The following is a 19111-nucleotide window of genomic DNA, read 5'->3' on the forward strand; positions in this document are numbered from 1 at the left end:
GGCTTAACCCCTTACAAAAGGAAAATATTATGGCTAACGTGTCAATGCGTGACATGCTGAAAGCAGGTGTCCACTTCGGTCACCAAACTCGTTTCTGGAACCCGAAAATGAAACCTTACATTTTCGGCGCTCGTAACAAGATTCATATCATTAACCTCGAAAAGACTGTGCCAATGTTCAACGATGCGTTGAGCTACATGCAGCACGTTGCTTCAAACAAAGGTAAAATCCTGTTTGTTGGTACTAAGCGCGCAGCGTCTGAAGCGGTTAAAGAAGCAGCTAACAACTGTGGTCAGTACTACGTTAACCACCGTTGGTTAGGCGGTATGCTGACTAACTGGAAAACAGTACGTCAGTCTATCAAGCGTTTGAAAGACCTTGAAACAATGAGCCAAGACGGCACTTTCGACAAGCTGACTAAGAAAGAAGCGTTGGTTAACACCCGCGAAATGGAAAAGCTTGAGAAAGGTTTAGGCGGTATCAAGAACATGGGCGGTTTGCCTGACGTTCTTTTCGTTATCGATGCTGACCACGAGCACATTGCAATTAAAGAAGCGAATAACCTGGGGATTCCTGTTGTTTCTGTTGTTGATACCAACTCAGATCCAGACGGCGTTGACTACATTGTTCCAGGTAACGATGACGCAATCCGTGCGGTACAGTTATACCTGAACTCAGCTGCTGATGCGATTAAAGAAGCACGCGTAGCACAGGTTGAAGCGAAAGACTCTGACGACTTCGTCGAAGCAAGTGAATAATCGAGGATAGAGATCATGGCAATTACAGCAGCTCAAGTTAAAGAACTGCGCGAGCGCACAGGCGCTGGCATGATGGACTGCAAAAAAGCATTGCAGGAAGTCGACGGCGATATGGAAGCCGCAATTGAACTGATGCGTAAAAGTGGTCAGGCTAAAGCCGCTAAGAAAGCGGGCCGTGTTGCCGCTGAAGGTGTTATTTTAGTTAAGTCTGAAGGCAGCCAGGCAACATTAGTTGAACTGAACTGTGAAACTGACTTCGTTGCTCGTGACGAAAACTTCTTAGGCTTCGGTGAGAAAGTTATCAACGCTGCGTTTGCAAACAAAGAAAACGACGTTGAAAAACTGAAAGCAACCGACATTGGTGGCGAAACAGTTGAGAAAACTCGCGAAGACTTAGTGGCTAAAATCGGCGAGAACATGAATGTTCGTCGCGTTCAAACGATTGAAGCTGGCGACGTTGTTGCAACTTACACGCACGGTGCTCGCATCGGTGTTGCTGTTGCATTAACCGGCGGCGACGAAGACTTAGCTCGTGACCTGTGTATGCACGTTGCAGCAAGCAGCCCTCAGTTTGTTAAGCCTGAAGACGTAGACGCAGAAGTTGTTGAAAAAGAGCGTTCTATTCAGGTTGATATCGCTATGCAAAGCGGTAAACCTAAAGAAATCGCTGAGAAAATGGTTGAAGGCCGTATGCGTAAGTTTACCGGCGAAATCAGCCTGACGGGTCAGCCTTTCGTTAAAGATCCATCAATGACTGTTGGTGAATTATTGAAGAAAGCTGGCGCAGACGTTGTTACTTTCGTACGCTTTGAAGTGGGCGAAGGCATTGAGCGTAAAGAAGAAGACTTTGCTTCTGAAGTTCAGGCTCAAGTGGCAGCAGCGAACAAAGGTTAATCTAGTGGTTTCGACCAACTTGATAACATAAAATACAACCGCGTCTTGAGCGTTCAGGACGCGGTTTTTTTTAACCTAAAAAAGAGTAGAGGCAATAATGACTACCCATCCTAAACCCAGTTATCGACGCATATTGTTAAAGCTCAGCGGTGAAGCGCTTATGGGCGATGAGCCATTCGGTATTGACGCCAAGGTCTTAGACCGTATGGCGCAAGAAATTAAAGAACTGGTTGAACTTGGGGTTCAGGTCGGTTTGGTCATTGGTGGTGGTAATCTATTCCGCGGAGAAGGCCTTGCTAAAGCCGGTATGAACCGGGTTGTCGGCGACCACATGGGTATGTTGGCAACGGTCATGAATGGTCTTGCTATGCGTGATGCATTGCACCGAGCTTTCGTTAACGCTCGCCTTATGTCAGCAATTGAATTGACTGGCGTATGCGATAGCTACAACTGGGCAGAAGCCATTAGTTTGCTTAAATCAGGCCGCGTTGTTATTTTCTCGGCGGGTACGGGAAATCCGTTTTTCACCACAGATTCCGCAGCATGTTTACGCGGTATCGAAATAGAAGCTGAAATGGTTCTTAAGGGAACCAAAGTTGATGGTGTCTATTCAGATGATCCGGTGAGTAACCCGGACGCCACATTATATAAGCACATAAGCTACAATGATGTGCTGGAAAAACAACTGAAAGTCATGGATTTAGCGGCATTTACGCTAGCCAGGGACCACGGCTTGCCAATTCGGGTATTCAACATGAATAAGCCGGGCTCTTTACGATCAGTGATTCTTGGTGAAGAAGAAGGTACACTGATCAGTCACGATGCAGAATGAAGACAGATTCTAAGATTAAAGGGTATAAACAGTGATAAAAGAAATTATTGAAGATGCAAAATCGCGCATGGAGAAGAGTGTAGAATCGCTGCGCAGTCAAATGTCAAAAGTACGCACAGGTCGTGCTCACCCAAGTATTCTTGATAGTGTCATGGTTAATTATTACGGTACTGACACGCCGCTTAAACAGTTGGCAAATATCACGACTGAAGACTCTAGAACTCTGGCTTTGACTGTATTTGATAAATCATCATCGCAGGCCGTAGAAAAAGCGATTATGGATTCAGATTTAGGCTTGAACCCAGCCTCGGCTGGCGCTGTCATTCGCATTCCGTTGCCGCCGCTAACAGAAGAGCGCCGTAAGGATCTAGTGAAAATTGTGCGCGCTGAAGCTGAACAAGGGCGTGTAGCGGTACGTAACATTCGCCGTGACGCAAACGGCGATATTAAAGATTTGCTGAAAGAAAAAGAAATAACAGAAGACGAAGAGCGTCAGGCGGAAGATGAAATTCAAAAGCTGACTGATAAATACGTGAAGCAAATTGACGAAGCACTGAAAGCGAAAGAAGAAGACTTGATGGAAATATAATCATCAGGTGATGACTTCATTGGTGTATGACGCCGTGTCAGGTATACTCGCACGGCGTTTTTTAATGTTCATGGCTGATACATGAAAGAGCTACCGTCAATAAAACAGTTAGTACCCAAACACGTCGCTATTATAATGGACGGTAATGGGCGTTGGGCGAAACAACGTGGCAAAGCACGGACATCGGGTCACAAGGCCGGAGCTGAAGCGGTGCGTCGCGCGGTTGCCTTTGCAAGGCGTAATGGCATAGAGTCGTTGACGCTTTTTGCATTCAGTAGTGAGAACTGGAACAGACCTGCGACAGAAGTTTCTCTGTTAATGGAGTTGTTTATGTCGGTGCTCAAAAAAGAAGTGGTGAAGCTGGACGAGAATAATATTCAGCTGCGCATCATTGGTGATAAAAGCCGCTTCTCGAAAAGGTTGCAAAAGCAAATTGCGCAAGCAGAAGAAAAAACAGCAGGGAACGACCAATTAACTCTGAACATTGCCGCCAACTACGGCGGGCAATGGGATATTACCCAAGCCTGCAGGACATTGGCCAAAAAAGTTGAAGATGGCGACTTACCCGCAGAAGAAATAGCAGAAGAGGCGCTGGCAGATAATTTAATGTTGTCTGACCAAGCCACACCTGACTTATTGATTCGCACAGGTGGCGAGCACCGCATCAGCAATTTTCTGTTATGGCAACTGGCGTATGCGGAGCTGTTCTTTACGCCGGTATTATGGCCAGATTTTGACGATACAACCTTTGCAGAGGCCATTAACGATTTTGCGCAGCGTGAACGTCGGTTTGGGCTGACAAGTGAACAGCTAACTATGCTAATGCAAGACATAGATACTCGAACAGAGGAATAACACTTGCTAAAACAACGAATTATAACGGCATTATTACTCATTCCAATTGCGCTTTATTGCGTCTTTTTGCTCCCGCTTTGGGGCTTTTCATTGTTTATTCAGGCCGTCATTATGATGGGCGCCTGGGAATGGTCTCCGCTAATGGGGGTACGTCGTAAATCGGCAAGAATTGCGTATGTTGCCTTTATAGGGGCCATAATTGGTGTGTTGTCTTGGCTGGTTCCCTTAGGCGATTTATGGGGAGATGACGGCGCATTAAACAGCGTGACTTATTACACGATAGTATTTGGCGGTGTTTGGTGGGTGATAGCACTGGCGTTAATCGTTAACTACCCATCAAGTCGTCGTGTCTGGTCCCGAACTCGTGCAATTGTTGGCGTGTTTGGAGTGCTTATTTTCATTCCGACCTGGGCAGCCTTAATGACTGTTCGCTCAATTAACTTTGAAGACAATCCTTATTTTGGTGGTTGGGTCGTTCTGTTTATTCTCTTACTGGTGTGGGCGGCTGACGTAGGCGCTTATTTTGCCGGTGTGCGTTATGGTCGTAATAAGATGATGCCCGCGGTCAGCCCAGGCAAGACAATGGAAGGCCTTTGCGGTGGCGTGACTTTAGCTTTTGTCGTCATGATGGTTGTTGCGCATTGGACAAAAGTGCCGGCTGATCAGTTTACGGGCTATTACCTCACGGGACTTTTTACTGTGGTTGCCTCAGTGTTTGGTGACTTAAATGAAAGTATGTTCAAACGTAGTGCCGGTGTGAAAGATAGTGGCTCAATTTTACCCGGACACGGTGGAATTTTAGACCGAATAGACAGTCTTACCGCTGCGGTTCCTGTATTTACTTTAGCTTACCTGGAGTTTTTGCACTAATTCTATGCGCACAATAACCATACTTGGAGCAACCGGCTCTATCGGTCAGAACACGCTGGACGTTTTGTCGCGGCATCCGGGAGACTTTTCGGTATACGCACTGACGGCGCACAGTCAGGTTTCTGCTATGGCTGAATTGTGCCTTACTCACCAACCCAAGTACGCTGTAATGGGGTCCAGTCAGGCTGCTAATGACTTGAAAGAACAACTTAGCGGTAAAGTTTCAACCGTTGTTTTACACGGACTAGAAGCTCTAATTGAAGTCAGTCAAAGCAGCGATGTTGACACGGTAATGGCTGCTATTGTCGGTGCAGCTGGCTTGAAACCAACCTTAGCAGCCATAGATGCGGGTAAAACCGTTCTCTTAGCCAACAAAGAAGCCTTAGTTATGAGCGGGCAGCTGTTTATTGACCACGCGCAGCGTTCTGGCGCAAAAATACTGCCCGTCGATAGCGAACACAACGCTATTTTCCAGTGTTTGCCTGAAGCCGCCCAGGAGCAAGTTGGCGCAATGAGCCTTAACGAGCACGGCGTTGACTACTTATTATTGACCGGCTCGGGGGGACCTTTTCGTGATTTACCCGTCGATAAATTGGAGCAGCAGACACCAAAAGCGGCGTGTAACCATCCAAACTGGTCAATGGGACAGAAAATATCTGTGGACTCGGCAACCATGCTGAACAAAGGGCTTGAATATATTGAAGCACGCTGGCTATTCAATTGTACCGAGCCAGAGTTAAAGGTGGTTATTCATCCGCAAAGCGTGATTCACTCAATGGTTCAGTTCACCGACGGTTCGGTTTTAGCACAAATGGGACAACCGGATATGCGTACACCCATTGCGCACACTCTCGGGTACCCAGAGCGGCTCAAAAGCGGCGTCGGCGGCTTAGATTTCACGACGCTTAATGAGCTTACTTTCAGGCAGCCAGACTATGCTCGTTATCCTTGCTTGAAGTTGGCTATTCAGGCGTGCTGGGACGGTCAGTGGGCGACCACAACGTTAAATGCAGCTAATGAAATTGCTGTACAGGCGTTTTTAGATGGACATATTCAATTTACGGATATCGCCAAAGTGTGTGACTCGGTATTGCAGAACAGCACTCCAGTTTCTGCTGAAAGCCTTGAAGTGCTTTTCAATTTAGATACCCAGTCTCGTGAGAAAGCGTCACAGTGGGTGAAGGAGTACGGTTCATGTTAGATATTTTGTGGTATGCCTTATCCTTCGTTGTTACGCTTGGAATTCTTGTTGCTTTTCATGAGTTTGGACACTTTTGGGTCGCTCGGCGCTGTGGTGTGAAGGTCCTTACATTCTCTATCGGTTTCGGGCGTCCTCTTTGGCAGAGACAAGCGAAAGATGGCACCGTTTATCAGGTAAGTGTCATACCGTTAGGGGGTTATGTTCGCATGCTTGATGAGCGTGTCGATGACGTCCCGGAGGCTTTAAAAAGTGTGAGTTTTAATGCCCAGTCGGTTTATAAGCGATTTGCTATTGTGGCGGCGGGCCCCATTGCTAACTTTGTCTTAGCTGTGGCTGTATTGTGGTTAATGTTTGGTATGGGAGTGCCAACTGTTAAGCCTGTCGTGGGTGAGGTTGAACCAGGTTCGATAGCGGCCGAGGCTGGCATTCAGTCAGGCAGTGAAATACTCTATGTCGATGACGTCGAAGCTTATGACTGGCAGCAGGTTCAGTTAGGCCTGATGTCGGCGATAGGTAATGAGCAGGCAACCATAAAGTTGCGCACGAGTGATCAGCAGGAAGTTAGCCGAACCTTAAATATTGAAAACTGGACATTCGATCCGGAGACTGAATCGACTTTTGGAAGCTTAGGTATTTCGGTCTATCAACCAGAAGTGTATACCGCTTTAGCTCGGGTCGAAGCGGACTCTCCGGCGTCTCGGGCAGGGTTGCAGGAAGGTGATGAGATTCTTGAAATTGATGGTCGAGCGATTGATAACTGGCAGTCGTTGCAGCAGCAAATTGCCGAGTCTCCGGGAACATCGCTGGATATGCTGATTCTACGAAACGGGGAAAAAACAACCATCCCCGTTAAAATTGGGGAACGTGATACTGAAAATGGTGTCATAGGCTATCTTGGCGTTGCTCCAAAAACGGACCCATTGCCGGACGGGTATATATACAACCACCAGTACGGCTTGTTTAGCGGACTCTCTAAGGGTATTGAAAAAACTTGGGAGTTAATGGTTGTTAGCGTCAAAATGATAGGTAAACTGCTGACCGGTGATGTGTCAGTTAAAAATTTAGCAGGGCCATTAAGTATTGCTGAAGGGGCTGGCGTTAGTGCGAGCAACGGATTTGTTTACTTTTTGAGTTTTTTAGCTCTGCTCAGTGTCAATTTGGGGATTATAAATTTATTACCGTTGCCGGTTCTCGACGGTGGTCATTTGATGTTTTATTGCATTGAATGGTTTAAAGGGAAGCCGGTATCCGAAAGAGTGCAAGATATTTGCTATAGGATAGGCGGGGTGTTGGTATTCGCGCTGATGGCGTTGGCAATATCAAATGATATCATCCGTTTTGCATTCTAAATCACGAATTAAACAATAAGTAGCTAGTGATAATGACGTTTAAAAAGCTGTTAGTAAGTGCAATGATAGCGAGCGCTGTTGCTCCGGCTTATGCACAAGACGAATTTGTTGTAGAAGATATTGAAGTTAAAGGGTTACAGCGTGTCGCTTTAGGGGCTGCGTTAACCTATATTCCGGTTCGGGTCGGTGATGAAGTCAGCGAGCTGCAAATTCGCAGCGCAATTCGTTCACTGTATTCCTCCACGCACTTTGATTATATCGATGCTCGACGTGACGATAATACGCTTATCTTCTCTGTCAGTGAGCGGCCCACTATTGCAGATATTACCTTTGACGGTAACAGCGACATAAAAGACGAACAGCTGCAAGGCAGCTTAACCGACAACAACATTATTGTTGGCGAGCCGCTCGACAGAACGACCATTGCAGGCATTGAAAAAGGTCTTGAAGACTTTTACCACAGCGTCGGTAAATACAATGCCTCGGTTGAGGTTCAGGTGGTTGACTTACCGCGTAACCGGGTTGAGCTGCGTATGACTTTTGAAGAAGGTGATGCCGCAGAAATTGCTCAAATTAATATCGTCGGTAATAAGGCGTTCTCTGACGCTCAGCTACTGGATACGTTCGAGTTGCGTGATGACTTACCCTGGTGGAACGTTATTGGTGAAAAACGTTATCAGAAGCAACAGCTTAGTGGCGACCTTGAAACCCTTGAGTCCTTTTATCGTGACCGCGGTTATTTGCGTTTTCAGATTGAGTCTGTACAGGTTTCAATGACGCCAGATCGTGAGGGTGTATACATCACTCTTAACGTCGATGAAGGCGACAAATACAATGTCAGCGAAACGGATGTTATTGGTGACTTAAAGAGTCACGAGGAGATGATTACGCGTATCGCTCAGATTGAAGAGGGAACGCTTTATAACGCGGCGCAAATCACTTACATCGAAGACATGATAAGCCGTTTTTATGGTCGCTACGGTTATGCATATCCTGAAGTCCGTGCTATTCCCGAACATAACGAAGACGATAAAACGGTAAAAATCACGTTTTCAGTGAATCCGGGTAAGCGTGTTTACGTGCGCCGTATTAAGTTTGAAGGCAATAGCGCAACCCAAGACCGCGTACTGCGTCGTGAAATGCGTCAATTAGAAGGCGCCTGGCTGTCAGACAATAACGTAGAGCAGGGTAAAGTGCGCCTTGAGCGCTTAGGGTTCTTTGAAACTGTTGAAACGTCAACAGAGCGTGTTGAAGGCAGCGATGACGAAGTAGATATTACTTATAAAGTTAAAGAGCAGCCTTCAGGCTCATTTAATGCCGGTATTGGTTACGGAGACTACTCGGGGCTTCAATTAAACGCAGGCGTTCAACAGAATAACTTCTTGGGAACGGGTAACCGGGTTGGTTTTAATATTAGCACCAGCCGCTTTAATAAAAATGCCAATGTTTCATATACCGACCCGTACTTTACAATTAACGGCGTTAGCTTGTCGGGTCAGATTTTCATGAGTGAATTTGACGCAGGCCGTGCGGAAAACTTGGTTCAGTACAACCAGAAGACTTACGGTGTTTCAACGGGTTTGAGCTTCCCAATTGATGAAATTAATCGCCTGAACTTTGGTGTTGGTTATAAGAACCAAGAAGTGGCGGCAGCGAATACTGACTCTTACGAACAAATTAGTAATTTTTTCCAACCGTTTTTAGACCCAACAGCGCCGGACGAAGCCGTTGGTTTTGATATTTATGAAGTGAACGCCGGTTGGTCACGAGTGACCCTGAACCGAGGCACTTTCCCAACAAGCGGTTCATCGCAACGCTTTGGTGTAGAAGTTGCAACGCCATTGAGTGATGTGCAGTACTTCCGCTTTAATTACGATTATAAACATTACTTTCCAATTACCCGCGACCAGCAATGGACATTCCTAACTCGCCTGAATTTAGGCTATGGTAATGGTTATGGCGAAAGTGATGACGGTAACGAATTTTTACTGCCTTTCTGGGAAAATTTCCGTGTAGCAGGTCAAGGTGACTTACGAGGCTTTGAACCTAACACAGTAGGCCCTAGAGCCGTTCAGCTTGGCGGCGGCATGGCGACGCCTCCAGGTGTCGATGGTAGTCCCGGTGGTATTCCGTCGACGAATGAGAGTGTTTTTGTCAGTCAATATGCTGTGGGCGGTAACGCAAAAGTTGTCGGTGGTCTGGAGCTTATTGTACCGACACCGTTTATCGACGAAGGTATGCGTAATAGTGTAAGAACCAGCGTCTTTGTTGACTTTGGTATGGTTTGGGATACAGAATTCAATTACGATACCTATAAAGATCTACCGATGAGCCCAAACAGTCGCTATGAATTAAGTGATTATAGCTCACCGGGAGACTTCAGAGCTTCTGCTGGTGTTTCAGTACAGTGGATTTCGCCGATGGGACCATTAACGTTCTCGTTAGGTCGAGCGCTTAAAGAAGTGGAAGGCGATGAAACTCAGGTGTTCTCGTTTAACATTGGTACGACATTCTAATAATAAAGCTAAAATAGCAATTTGAAGGAGTAATATTTTGAAAAAGTTAATGAAATCAACAGCAGCAGCTGTCGCTATTTCAACCTCACTGTTTGCAGGTGCCGCTCAAGCGCAGCAGAAAATAGGTGTTGTTGACATGATGAACGTGTTTCAGCAACTGCCACAGCGTGAGCAAATTTCTGAAAAACTACAAAATGAGTTTCAGGATCGCTTTGAAGAAATGCGTCAGCTAGAGCAAAAAGTTCAGGAGCTTCGTCAGAAGCAAGAGCGTGATGCTTCAATTATGTCAGAAGCTGAAAAAACTCAGCTGGCTCGCGAACTTGAGCAAACAATTTCTCAAGCACAGCTTAAGAGCAAAGCGCTGCAGGAAGACACGCGCGCTCGTCAAAACGAAGAGCGTAACAAGCTGCTAGCCAAAGTTCAGGGTGTTATTACTGACGTTGCAGAAGAAGAAGGCTATGACATTGTTTTAGAAAGCAACGCTGTTGCATACATGAAAGCTGATAACGATTTGTCAGACGAAGTTGTCGAGAAAATGTCTTCAGGAAATTAATATGTCCGAATACACATTGCAGCAGTTGGCTGACCATGTGGGTGGGGAGGTGCGAGGAAACTCGCAGCTCCCCATTTTGCGCGTGGCAACCTTGCAATCAGCGAGCTCCGATGCCATAGCGTTTTTGGCAAACAGCCGCTATAAAAAACAGTTAGAAACCACTCAGGCCGGGGCGGTTTTAGTCAGTCCGAAAGATGACAGCGACGAGGTGGATAACGCCATTATCGTTAATAATCCGTATGCGGCATTTGCTCACATAGCTCAATTACTCGATACCACCCCAAAACCGGCAGAAGGCATTGCGGAAACAGCCGTCATCGCAGACTCTGCTCATATTGGCAAAAACGTGAGTATTGGTGAGTATGCAGTAATTGAAGAAGGAGCTTATATTGGTGATAACACCAGTATTGGGCCACACTGTTATGTCGGGCGCGAAACCACTATTGGCTCGGACTGTACTTTGTGGTCCGGAGTTAAGGTTTACCACCAGTGTGTCATTGGTAACAACTGCTTATTCCATTCTGGGGCCGTTATTGGCGCCGATGGTTTTGGTTGGGCGCCAGAAGGCGGTAAATGGGTTAAAATACCTCAGTTGGGTCGAGTAATCATTAAAGACAATGTCGATATTGGCGCCAGCACGACTATCGATAGAGGCGCGTTAGATGACACCATCATAAGCTCTGGCTGTATTATCGATAATCAGTGCCAAATTGCTCATAATGTCTTTATTGATGAAGATACGGCCATTGCTGGTTGTACAGTATTGGCAGGAAGTTGCCGTATCGGTAAGCGCTGCATGATTGGTGGAGCTTCGGCGATTAACGGACATATCAGTATTTGTGATGATGTGCAGATAATGGGCTTTGCTATGGTGATAAAAGAAATCACTGAACCGGGTGTTTATGCGTCAGGCATACCGGCTGCCAGCCACCGTGAGTGGCGGCGCAACGGTGCTCGCTTTAGACAGCTTGATGACTTATTCAAGCGTGTAAAAGAGCTCGAGAAAAAAGCAGATTAACTTTCAAGGTGAATGATTTGAAAATAAAGGACTCAGGATTTGATATTCAGGGCGTACTTGAGTTACTCCCGCATCGCTATCCATTTTTGCTCATTGACAGAGTTATTGAAACGAACTCAAAAGACTCGTTACATGCTATAAAAAATGTCAGCTTTAACGAGCCAATGTTTAATGGACACTTCCCGGAAAAACCAATTTTCCCGGGCGTTTTGCTGTTAGAAGCAATAGCGCAAGCCTGTGGTCTACTGGGGTTCAAAATTACCGAAAGTAAGAAAAACGCCAACGATTTATACCTTTTTGCTGGTATTGATAACGCGCGGTTTAAACGCCAGGTCGTGCCCGGTGATACAATCGATTTTTACGTTACTTTTGAGAAAGAGCGTCGTGGTATTTGGAAGTTTAGTGGTCGTGCAGAAGTTGATGGTGAAGTGGCGTGTACGGCTGAAATTATCTGCGCAAGAAGAGAAGTGTAGTGATTCACGAAACAGCAATTATCGACCCTAAAGCACGTATTGGCGAGAACGTCAGCGTTGGTCCTTGGACGGTTATTGGCCCTGACGTTGTTATTGGCGACAACTGCGACATTCGCTCGCATGTTGTCGTTAAAGGTCCGACGACGATAGGGAAAGGCAATACTATTTATCAGTTTGCGTCCGTTGGAGAGGATTGCCAGGATAAAAAGTACGCAGGTGAGCCGACTGAGTTAATCATTGGTGATAACAATGTTATTCGTGAATCGGTCACTATTCACAGAGGTACCGTTCAGGATAACTCTCTGACTAAAATTGGCGACAATAACTTGTTCATGGCCTATGTGCATGTGGCGCACGACTGCATGATTGGCGACAACAATATTTTTGCTAACCAGGTGAGTTTAGCGGGGCATGTGCATATTGGTGACTGGGTTATTCTTGGCGGTATGACAGGCGTACATCAGTTCTGCCATATTGGTTCTCATGCTTTTGCGGCGGTAAACTCCATCGTTGTTCAAGATATTCCTCCTTTTGTTATGGCGCAGGGGCATAACGCCCGTCCCCGTACTATCAATGCAGAAGGGCTAAAGCGCCGTGGCTTTACCACAGAACAAATTCAAAATATCCGCCGGGCTTATAAGTTGCTGTACCGCGCCGGACACACAACTGAAGAAGCGTTAGAGCATATTGAAGCGCTGGGCGAACCGGCGTTGGATGGCTTTACTGACTTTGTTCGTCATAGCAGCCGTGGAATCATTCGCGGCTAAATAGTCCAGTTGAATAGTCTTTAGTTAGCGAGCCCGTAATGACAAAAAGCATTAAAGTTGCCTTGGTTGCCGGCGAGCATTCCGGTGACCTACTGGGAGCCGGCCTTATTAAAGCGCTAAAACAGCGCCACACCAACATCGAGTTCATTGGTGTTGGTGGGCCGCTCATGCAAGAGCAGGGGCTCAAGTCATTTTTCCCAATGGATGATCTTGCCGTTATGGGCATTGCAGAAGTGCTTAAGCAGCTTCCTAAACTGCTTAAGCACCGAAAGCAGCTGGTTCAGTACCTTATTGGCGAACAGCCCGATGTCATGGTGGGAATAGACGCTCCAGACTTTAACCTTACGGTCGAAAAACGCTTAAAGAAAGCTGGTATTCCTACCATACATTACGTTAGTCCGTCGGTTTGGGCCTGGCGTGAAAGCCGTATAAAAGGCATTAAGCAGTCGGTTAACCATGTATTGTGTTTGCTACCGTTCGAAAAAGACTTTTACGATAAGCATCAACTGCCGGCCACCTTTGTTGGTCACCCCCTGGCTGATGATATTCCTCTTGAATGGAGCAAAAACGACGCAAGAAATGAGCTGAACATAGAGCCACACGGAAAGTATTTAGCTATTTTACCGGGGAGCCGTTCTGGCGAAATTGAGCGCATGGCTCCGCTATTTCTAAATGTGGCTAAGCGCCTCTTTGCAAAATTCCCAGAGCTTAAGTTCGTCGCCCCGATGATAAGCGAACAAAGAGCAGAGCAGTTTAATCACCTGGTGAAGCAGCATGCGCCGGAGCTGACAATTAATACACCTATCGGTAACAGCCGTCTGACTATGGCAGCATCCGATTACTTGCTGTTAACCTCCGGCACTGTTGCATTAGAAGCGTTATTAATAAAAAGGCCTATGGTCGTTGCTTACCGTTTTCATTGGTTGAGCTACCAAATTATTAAGCGTCTTTTCCACGCACCATTTTTCTCTCTGCCTAATTTATTGGCAGGTCGTAAAATTGTCCCTGAACTGGCTCAAGCACAGGCGTCAGAGAATAACATTGAGCAAGAGCTGTCTGTGTTTATCGAATCGGACAATCATGCGCTTTTAGAGCAGTTCACTCAAATACATCAGCAGCTTAAAGTCACGGCCAGCGAAAAAGCCGCAGACGTTGTTGACTCCTTTCTATAATTTAGAATCTTAGCGTCGATAATCTAAACTCTTCTTTTGCTGTAATAACTTCTATTATTAGCGTATCGCTTTTTAAAGGAGTTTATTATGGGTTTATTAGTCGATGGCCAGTGGCACGATAAGTGGTACGACACCAAAAAACATGGTGGTCGTTTTGTTCGTAGTGAGTCACAGTTTCGCTCGACCATAGAGAAGGGCGGTGAGTTTGAGCCTGAATCAGGGCGTTATCACCTTTATGTATCTTATGCGTGCCCGTGGGCGCATCGAGCGCTCATTTTTCGCAAATTAAAAGGCCTAGAGCCTCATATTGACGTATCGGTCGTTAAGCCACTGATGGTGGAAAATGGTTGGGAGTTTGGCGAAGCACCGCTGAATGAGCCTTTGTATGGACTCGACTTTATGTTCGAGCTGTATTTGAAAGCGGATAGCAACTACAGCGGCCGTGTCACAGTGCCTGTGTTGTGGGACAAAAAAACGCAAACCATTGTAAATAACGAGTCTGCGGAAATTATCCGCATCTTCAATTCAAGCTTTAATGAGTTGACCGGTAATACAGAAGACTTTTACCCACAAGACTTACGTAGTGAAATCGATGATGTTAACGAATGGGTGTATAACAGCATTAATAATGGCGTATATAAGAGCGGTTTCGCAACGACGCAAGATGCCTACGAAGAAGCTTTCGATGAGCTTTTCACCGCGCTTGATCGCGTTGAACGTATTCTATCTAAACAACGCTACCTGGCAGGAAACCAACTCACAGAAGCCGATTGGCGATTATTTACCACATTAGTGCGTTTTGATGCGGTCTATTTTGGGCACTTTAAAACCAATAAAAAGCGCATTGTTGACTATCCTGCTATGTGGAATTACCTGCTGGAGTTGTATCAGTATCCGGGCGTTAAAGAGACGGTCGTCATGGACCATATTAAAACGCATTACTATGCCAGCCATAAAACCATTAACCCAACACAGGTTGTGCCCAAGGGACCGGATATCGATTTTGAACAGCCACATGACCGGGAGGCTTTAAAATGAGTGTTATTAAGAGCAGACATCGCGGTATGCCGGCGCAGGATGGCGCCGGTGTTAAGCTGACTCGAGTCATTAACCAGCCTGGCTTGCGGCATCAGGACCCGTTCCTGATGCTGGATGAATTTAGGTCTGACAACCCGGACGATTATATTGCCGGCTTTCCTCCGCATCCGCATCGTGGTTTTTGCACGCTGACCTACATGTTGGCGGGCACTATGGAGCATAAAGACTCAGTGGGGAATACGGGTGAAGTGGAAGCCGGTGGTGTACAATGGATGAGGGCGGCAAAAGGCATTATTCATGCCGAAATGCCAAAACAGGTAGAAGGCCTTATGTGGGGTTTTCAGCTGTGGGTCAACTTACCTGCCTCGGAAAAAATGACCGACCCTGAGTGGTTTGACTTTCCTTCAGCGGAAATACCTGAAGTGCACACCGGTAATACAACACTTCGCTTAATAGCGGGGAACTACGCTAAAGAGAAAGGACCGGTACTCTTGTCGGGGCGCGATTTTTTCATGGCGGACGTTAAACTCAGTGGCGAATTTGAGTTAAAGTCACAGCAACAGGAAAAGCGTTTAGCCTATGTCTACGAGGGAGAGCTGGAATTAAACGGTGAAGCAGTGTCTCGTGGTGAGCTGCTGCAACTCGACAGTAGCACAGATTTAGCGCTTAAAAGCGATGCAGGTGCAGGGGTTATTGTGTTGGCCGCAAAACCTATTAACGAGCCTATCGCACAGTATGGCCCATTTGTGATGAACACGTCTGAGGAACTGGATGTGGCAATTAAGGACTATCAAAGCGGAACGCTGGCAGCGAATCAGAAGCTTTAGCGCAAACCCAGCTCTTCGGTTTCCTCTAACAACTGCTCGTAACGTTGTGTGTGGCTATCGGAGAGCTGCAATCCTTCAAGTACCTTAAAGCATTGCTCGCATTCTTTTTTCAGAGAGTTTGTATTGGTGGCTTTAGGGTTTTCTTCTGTATAACGAACAGCAGCCTGAATGAAGTTCAAGGCGGCACCGCTATTTAGTGGTGCCAGCTCCATTGACTGACGAAAGTCATTTAGCGCCTGTTGGTAAATGCCTGCTTGATAGGCTTCAGCACCTTGTCGATGAATTTTAAAGAATTCGTCCTGCTGTTTTTGAGCAGCCGCCATGCGGGATTTGAGGATTTTCAGCGTGTAACTGTCAAGTTTCACTTTTTCTGCTTGTTGGCCGGCAAGCATATTCGCTTTTTCGTATTCACCAACATCGAGTAAAACGGCAATAACGTCCGGTAAAAGGTTCCGATCGATTTCACGGTTGTTGGCCAGGTCATCGCCGACGACTTCATTCAAACGATGCTGAGCCTCTCGTAAGCGCCCGTTGAATGAGTCAATGCGAGACAGAAGAACAGCTTCGAGATCTTCAAAAGAAATGTCGGCGTGCAGCAAGTGCTCGTCGTAGCGAGCGCGCTGAAGCTCCATGGTGGCTTCAGTTTGATACTTACTAATTTGTTGCGGGGTATCACTGTTTTCAGCGGCATCGAGAATACTGCGCAGGTAGTTACACAGGTGCTCTGCGTTACGAAATACTGACTTACGCGCTATTTGTAACACGTTATTCATGGCTTGCTTTGCTAAGTCAAAGTCGCCGTTTTCGCGAGCAATGTGAGCCAGTCGAGTTTGTCTGTCGATTGAAAATGGCGCCATAGTAATGGCGTCGCGAGCGCTGTTTAACGCTTCTTCAAGCTGCTGCTGTTGTAGATAGCACTCGGTTTTTAAATCCTGAGCCTCTATCGCATGGGGCATGCGTTTGAGAATATGATTAATAATGTTCAGTGCTTCTTCCGGCGAATTTTGCAACAGTCGGGTTTCGGCTAGCTTCAAAAATACCCAGCTGTGTGAGTTATCTTCCAACAGTTCTTTTATCGCCTTCTCTGCTTCGTGCAGCTGGCCCGTCTTATTGTAGAGCTCTATTTGTAGCTTACGGCAGTAGTTACTGTAGCGGCTGTTCGTCGCAATGTGTTTTTCGCACGCTTTGATACAGGCTTCGTAATTATGAGAGGTGAGTGCCTGAAACACATCTTTTAGCCACATTCGGCGCTTGTAGGCGCGAGTAAGGCGCGAGCGGAGCACCCGATGCGAGAATGGCTTCATTAAATAGTCATCGGGCTGAAGCTCAAGAGCACTCAGCACCATTGGTCGAGAGTTGTCACCGGTAATAATAAAAAACAGAGTATGCGGTTTCATCAGCCCGCGCACTTGTAGCTCTTCTAAAACCTGACGGCCGTTTTTACCAGAGCCGAGATTATAGTCAACCAACAGAATATCGTGAGGGTTCTTCACGTAGGCGGCAATACCCGCTTCACCAGTGCTTTTTACCTGAACCTCTTTTGCACCCAAATTGAGCAGGGAGCCTTTAAGCATGACTTGAAAGGGCTTCTGATCATCAATTAGCAGCACACGCTTATTATTGAGCTCCAGAGTTTTATCCATTCTTGCGGCAAGCACTCTTTAATTAAAGACTTAGCAACAGCATACTGTCTAAATTCAATAATGTTAAGCAGCAACAGGATGATATATGCAAGCTTTACAACTGTCTGAAGGAAAAATGCGCTGGTCTGAAATCAACTCATTGCCAAATCCCTCTGCCAATGAGGTTACCGTAAAAGTGTCAGCTGCCGGTGTGAACCGGGCAGACTTAATGCAAATAGCCGGCAAGTATCCACCGCCACCGGGGGCATCTGACATACCCGGTTTAGAAGTAGCAGGCATTGTCGCAGAGGTTGGCAGCGGTGTGGCTGGCCCGCAAAAAGGGCAACGGGTTGCTGCCTTGCTGGCAGGCGGAGGCTTTGCTGAATACGTTAATGTGCCAGCTGAACAAGTACTCCCTGTACCTGATAACTGGACTGACGAAATGGCTGCGGGGTGGTTAGAAACCTTCGCTACGGCTTATTTAAATGTATTTATGCTGGCAAACCTGCAGCCGCAAGAGTCCGTTCTTACACATGCAGGGGCCAGCGGGGTGGGGTCTTCACTTATTCAGCTATGTAGGGGAAGTGGCAATCCAATAACGGCTGTTGTCGGCAGCTCTGACAAGGAAAGTTTTTGTAAAGAGCTTGGCGCCACAGACACCATAAATCGTTATCAGCAGGATATTATTGAAACGATGAAAGGTATTGGCGGTGTCGATGTGGTGCTGAACCCGGTAGCAGGTGACTCCATAGGAAAAGATCAGCACTACTTAAACCAAGACGGTCGTATTATTCTTATCGGCCTAATGGGTGGTCGCGAGGGCACGATCGACTTTGGACGCATGCTTATGAAGCGCCAACGCATTATTGGCTCTACGCTGCGTTCTTTAGTGCCGGAGCGTAAAGGTGAAATACTCACACAAATGTGGCAGCAGTTTGGCTCTCAGTTTTCGAGCGGCGCCATACAACCCATTATTGATAAAACCTTTGAGCAGGAAGATATTCAGCAGGCATTCGATTATGTTGCTGCTAATAAAACGCAAGGGAAAGTCGTTGTGAAAATTGACGGGTAACGTCAAGAAAAGTGGTGGAGGGGGCAGGATTCGAACCTGCGAAGGCTGAGCCGTCAGATTTACAGTCTGATCCCTTTGGCCACTCGGGAACCCCTCCACTCAAGAGGCGCGTATAATAACAGTCAGAACTGAGCTGTAAAGAGAAAACTTAAACTTTCCTGACTTTGGACGATAACAAGAACATCTAAGGTTATTTTCCAGGGTCGGTATGAGCCAAGTTCAGTCGGTTCAGCAAAGAGCATCAGACATTTTTGAGCAGCACGCGAGTGAAGCCGTTAATCATGGCTTCGCGGGTGAGTTTGCTTATTGGGTGTCAGCACTGGGTGCTGATCCGGTTATTGATGATAACCAATATGACCAAACTAATTGGCAAAGAGCTATAGGTGCTGCAAGAGCTCGACCGTTAGAACCGGCAGAAAATGTTGTTTTAGCGAGCGGTGTTTATAAGTCAGTCAGCCAACTGTCTGACTTTAAGCTGCAAGATGCTACACACCCTCAACCGCTCGTGCCTGATGCAAGTCCCGACCGCTTGCCTATTGAGTTGCTTCATAATTTAGACTGGCGTGTACGTCAACGTGTCGAAAAGAAAAAATCGAAGCAAGAAGAGCCAGAGCTTAATGATTACCGTAAACGAGGTCCGGCGGGACTTTACGATGTGTTACAAAAATTAGGTATTACGCACTAAGCATTTCATCGTTTCTCCGC

The 19111-nt window shown here is 46.6% G+C and carries 19 protein-coding genes and 1 tRNA gene; 18 read left to right on the plus strand and 2 right to left on the minus strand.

All coding sequences use genetic code 11. The features are described 5' to 3' along the window. Window positions 1-29: 29 nt before the first annotated feature. The 16 genes from rpsB (at window position 30) to B3850_RS09705 (ending at window position 15712) form a co-directional block, all read left to right on the plus strand. Window positions 30-758, plus strand: coding sequence for a 30S ribosomal protein S2 (rpsB, locus tag B3850_RS09630; protein WP_053952693.1), 729 nt, complete (start codon window positions 30-32; stop codon window positions 756-758). A gap of 15 nt (window positions 759-773) precedes the next feature. After that, window positions 774-1652 carry a translation elongation factor Ts gene (gene tsf, locus B3850_RS09635; RefSeq protein WP_053952692.1) on the plus strand — a complete coding sequence of 293 codons (879 nt, stop codon included), beginning with the start codon at window positions 774-776 and terminating at the stop codon, window positions 1650-1652. 97 nt (window positions 1653-1749) lie between these two features. Beyond that, window positions 1750-2484 carry a UMP kinase gene (pyrH, locus tag B3850_RS09640; RefSeq protein ID WP_053952691.1) on the plus strand — a complete coding sequence of 245 codons (735 nt, stop codon included), beginning with the start codon at window positions 1750-1752 and terminating at the stop codon, window positions 2482-2484. A gap of 31 nt (window positions 2485-2515) precedes the next feature. Then, window positions 2516-3073 carry a ribosome recycling factor gene (frr, locus tag B3850_RS09645; protein WP_053952690.1) on the plus strand — a complete coding sequence of 186 codons (558 nt, stop codon included), beginning with the start codon at window positions 2516-2518 and terminating at the stop codon, window positions 3071-3073. 81 nt (window positions 3074-3154) lie between these two features. Further along, window positions 3155-3928, plus strand: a complete 774-nt coding sequence (gene uppS, locus B3850_RS09650; RefSeq protein ID WP_286911690.1) for a polyprenyl diphosphate synthase — start codon at window positions 3155-3157, stop codon at window positions 3926-3928. Between the two features lie 3 nt (window positions 3929-3931). Beyond that, window positions 3932-4798: a phosphatidate cytidylyltransferase gene (locus B3850_RS09655; RefSeq protein ID WP_053952688.1), complete on the plus strand. Its 867-nt coding sequence runs from the start codon at window positions 3932-3934 to the stop codon at window positions 4796-4798. Window positions 4799-4802: 4 nt separating this feature from the next. Then, the gene (gene ispC / locus B3850_RS09660) at window positions 4803-5999 is read left to right on the plus strand and encodes a 1-deoxy-D-xylulose-5-phosphate reductoisomerase (RefSeq protein ID WP_286911691.1); all 1197 of its coding nucleotides are present in this window, start codon (window positions 4803-4805) and stop codon (window positions 5997-5999) included. Continuing rightward, entirely contained in the window at window positions 5993-7348 is a 1356-nt protein-coding gene (rseP, locus tag B3850_RS09665) for a sigma E protease regulator RseP (protein ID WP_286872206.1), read from the plus strand. Before ispC ends, rseP begins: the two co-directional genes overlap by 7 nt. Before the next feature lie 32 nt (window positions 7349-7380). After that, complete coding sequence (bamA, locus tag B3850_RS09670) at window positions 7381-9864, plus strand: outer membrane protein assembly factor BamA (protein WP_286911692.1); 2484 nt, start codon at window positions 7381-7383, stop codon at window positions 9862-9864. Between the two features lie 37 nt (window positions 9865-9901). Beyond that, window positions 9902-10417 (plus strand): OmpH family outer membrane protein, encoded by a 516-nt coding sequence (locus B3850_RS09675; protein ID WP_286872199.1) that lies wholly within the window; start codon window positions 9902-9904, stop codon window positions 10415-10417. Window position 10418: 1 nt separating this feature from the next. Then, window positions 10419-11435 carry a UDP-3-O-(3-hydroxymyristoyl)glucosamine N-acyltransferase gene (gene lpxD / locus B3850_RS09680; protein ID WP_286872196.1) on the plus strand — a complete coding sequence of 339 codons (1017 nt, stop codon included), beginning with the start codon at window positions 10419-10421 and terminating at the stop codon, window positions 11433-11435. Between the two features lie 17 nt (window positions 11436-11452). Continuing rightward, on the plus strand, window positions 11453-11908 hold the full coding sequence (gene fabZ / locus B3850_RS09685) for a 3-hydroxyacyl-ACP dehydratase FabZ (RefSeq protein ID WP_058579586.1): 456 nt from the start codon (window positions 11453-11455) through the stop codon (window positions 11906-11908). Further along, window positions 11908-12675 (plus strand): acyl-ACP--UDP-N-acetylglucosamine O-acyltransferase, encoded by a 768-nt coding sequence (gene lpxA / locus B3850_RS09690; RefSeq protein WP_286872192.1) that lies wholly within the window; start codon window positions 11908-11910, stop codon window positions 12673-12675. Before fabZ ends, lpxA begins: the two co-directional genes overlap by 1 nt. A 38-nt stretch (window positions 12676-12713) precedes the next feature. After that, on the plus strand, window positions 12714-13847 hold the full coding sequence (gene lpxB / locus B3850_RS09695; RefSeq protein WP_286872190.1) for a lipid-A-disaccharide synthase: 1134 nt from the start codon (window positions 12714-12716) through the stop codon (window positions 13845-13847). 87 nt (window positions 13848-13934) lie between these two features. Beyond that, entirely contained in the window at window positions 13935-14885 is a 951-nt protein-coding gene (locus B3850_RS09700) for a glutathione S-transferase family protein (protein WP_286872187.1), read from the plus strand. Then, window positions 14882-15712 (plus strand): pirin family protein, encoded by an 831-nt coding sequence (locus B3850_RS09705; protein ID WP_286911693.1) that lies wholly within the window; start codon window positions 14882-14884, stop codon window positions 15710-15712. The genes B3850_RS09700 and B3850_RS09705 overlap by 4 nt, the downstream gene beginning before the upstream one ends. Here the strand turns inward: B3850_RS09705 and B3850_RS09710 are convergent. Then, window positions 15709-17355, minus strand: a complete 1647-nt coding sequence (locus tag B3850_RS09710; protein ID WP_286872180.1) for a tetratricopeptide repeat-containing response regulator — start codon at window positions 17353-17355, stop codon at window positions 15709-15711. The two genes, B3850_RS09705 and B3850_RS09710, sit on opposite strands and share 4 nt — an antisense overlap. 85 nt (window positions 17356-17440) lie before the next feature. Between B3850_RS09710 and B3850_RS09715 the strand changes: the two genes are divergently transcribed. Then, window positions 17441-18406 (plus strand): NAD(P)H-quinone oxidoreductase, encoded by a 966-nt coding sequence (locus B3850_RS09715; protein ID WP_286911694.1) that lies wholly within the window; start codon window positions 17441-17443, stop codon window positions 18404-18406. Between the two features lie 12 nt (window positions 18407-18418). On the opposite strand, the gene B3850_RS09720 is transcribed toward B3850_RS09715, so the two are convergent. Then, a tRNA-Tyr gene (locus B3850_RS09720) sits at window positions 18419-18503 on the minus strand. A 111-nt stretch (window positions 18504-18614) separates the two neighbouring features. Between B3850_RS09720 and B3850_RS09725 the strand changes: the two genes are divergently transcribed. Then, window positions 18615-19091 carry a VC2046/SO_2500 family protein gene (locus tag B3850_RS09725; protein WP_053952676.1) on the plus strand — a complete coding sequence of 159 codons (477 nt, stop codon included), beginning with the start codon at window positions 18615-18617 and terminating at the stop codon, window positions 19089-19091. Window positions 19092-19111 lie beyond the last annotated feature (20 nt).

This window comes from Idiomarina sp. UBA4520 (assembly GCF_002388365.1).
In the GTDB taxonomy this organism is placed as follows: Bacteria; Pseudomonadota; Gammaproteobacteria; order Enterobacterales; family Alteromonadaceae; genus Idiomarina; species Idiomarina zobellii.

Bases quoted from the DNA above. Each gene is read 5' to 3' on its own strand.
- rpsB (WP_053952693.1), top strand. From the start codon at position 30: ATGGCTAACGTGTCAATGCGTGACATGCTGAAAGCAGGTGTCCACTTC.
- tsf (WP_053952692.1), top strand. From the start codon at position 774: ATGGCAATTACAGCAGCTCAAGTTAAAGAACTGCGCGAGCGCACAGGC.
- pyrH (WP_053952691.1), top strand. From the start codon at position 1,750: ATGACTACCCATCCTAAACCCAGTTATCGACGCATATTGTTAAAGCTC.
- uppS (WP_286911690.1), top strand. From the start codon at position 3,155: ATGAAAGAGCTACCGTCAATAAAACAGTTAGTACCCAAACACGTCGCT.
- ispC (WP_286911691.1), top strand. From the start codon at position 4,803: ATGCGCACAATAACCATACTTGGAGCAACCGGCTCTATCGGTCAGAAC.
- rseP (WP_286872206.1), top strand. From the start codon at position 5,993: ATGTTAGATATTTTGTGGTATGCCTTATCCTTCGTTGTTACGCTTGGA.
- bamA (WP_286911692.1), top strand. From the start codon at position 7,381: ATGACGTTTAAAAAGCTGTTAGTAAGTGCAATGATAGCGAGCGCTGTT.
- lpxD (WP_286872196.1), top strand. From the start codon at position 10,419: ATGTCCGAATACACATTGCAGCAGTTGGCTGACCATGTGGGTGGGGAG.
- lpxB (WP_286872190.1), top strand. From the start codon at position 12,714: ATGACAAAAAGCATTAAAGTTGCCTTGGTTGCCGGCGAGCATTCCGGT.
- B3850_RS09700 (WP_286872187.1), top strand. From the start codon at position 13,935: ATGGGTTTATTAGTCGATGGCCAGTGGCACGATAAGTGGTACGACACC.
- B3850_RS09705 (WP_286911693.1), top strand. From the start codon at position 14,882: ATGAGTGTTATTAAGAGCAGACATCGCGGTATGCCGGCGCAGGATGGC.
- B3850_RS09710 (WP_286872180.1), bottom strand. From the start codon at position 17,355: ATGGATAAAACTCTGGAGCTCAATAATAAGCGTGTGCTGCTAATTGAT.
- B3850_RS09715 (WP_286911694.1), top strand. From the start codon at position 17,441: ATGCAAGCTTTACAACTGTCTGAAGGAAAAATGCGCTGGTCTGAAATC.
- B3850_RS09725 (WP_053952676.1), top strand. From the start codon at position 18,615: ATGAGCCAAGTTCAGTCGGTTCAGCAAAGAGCATCAGACATTTTTGAG.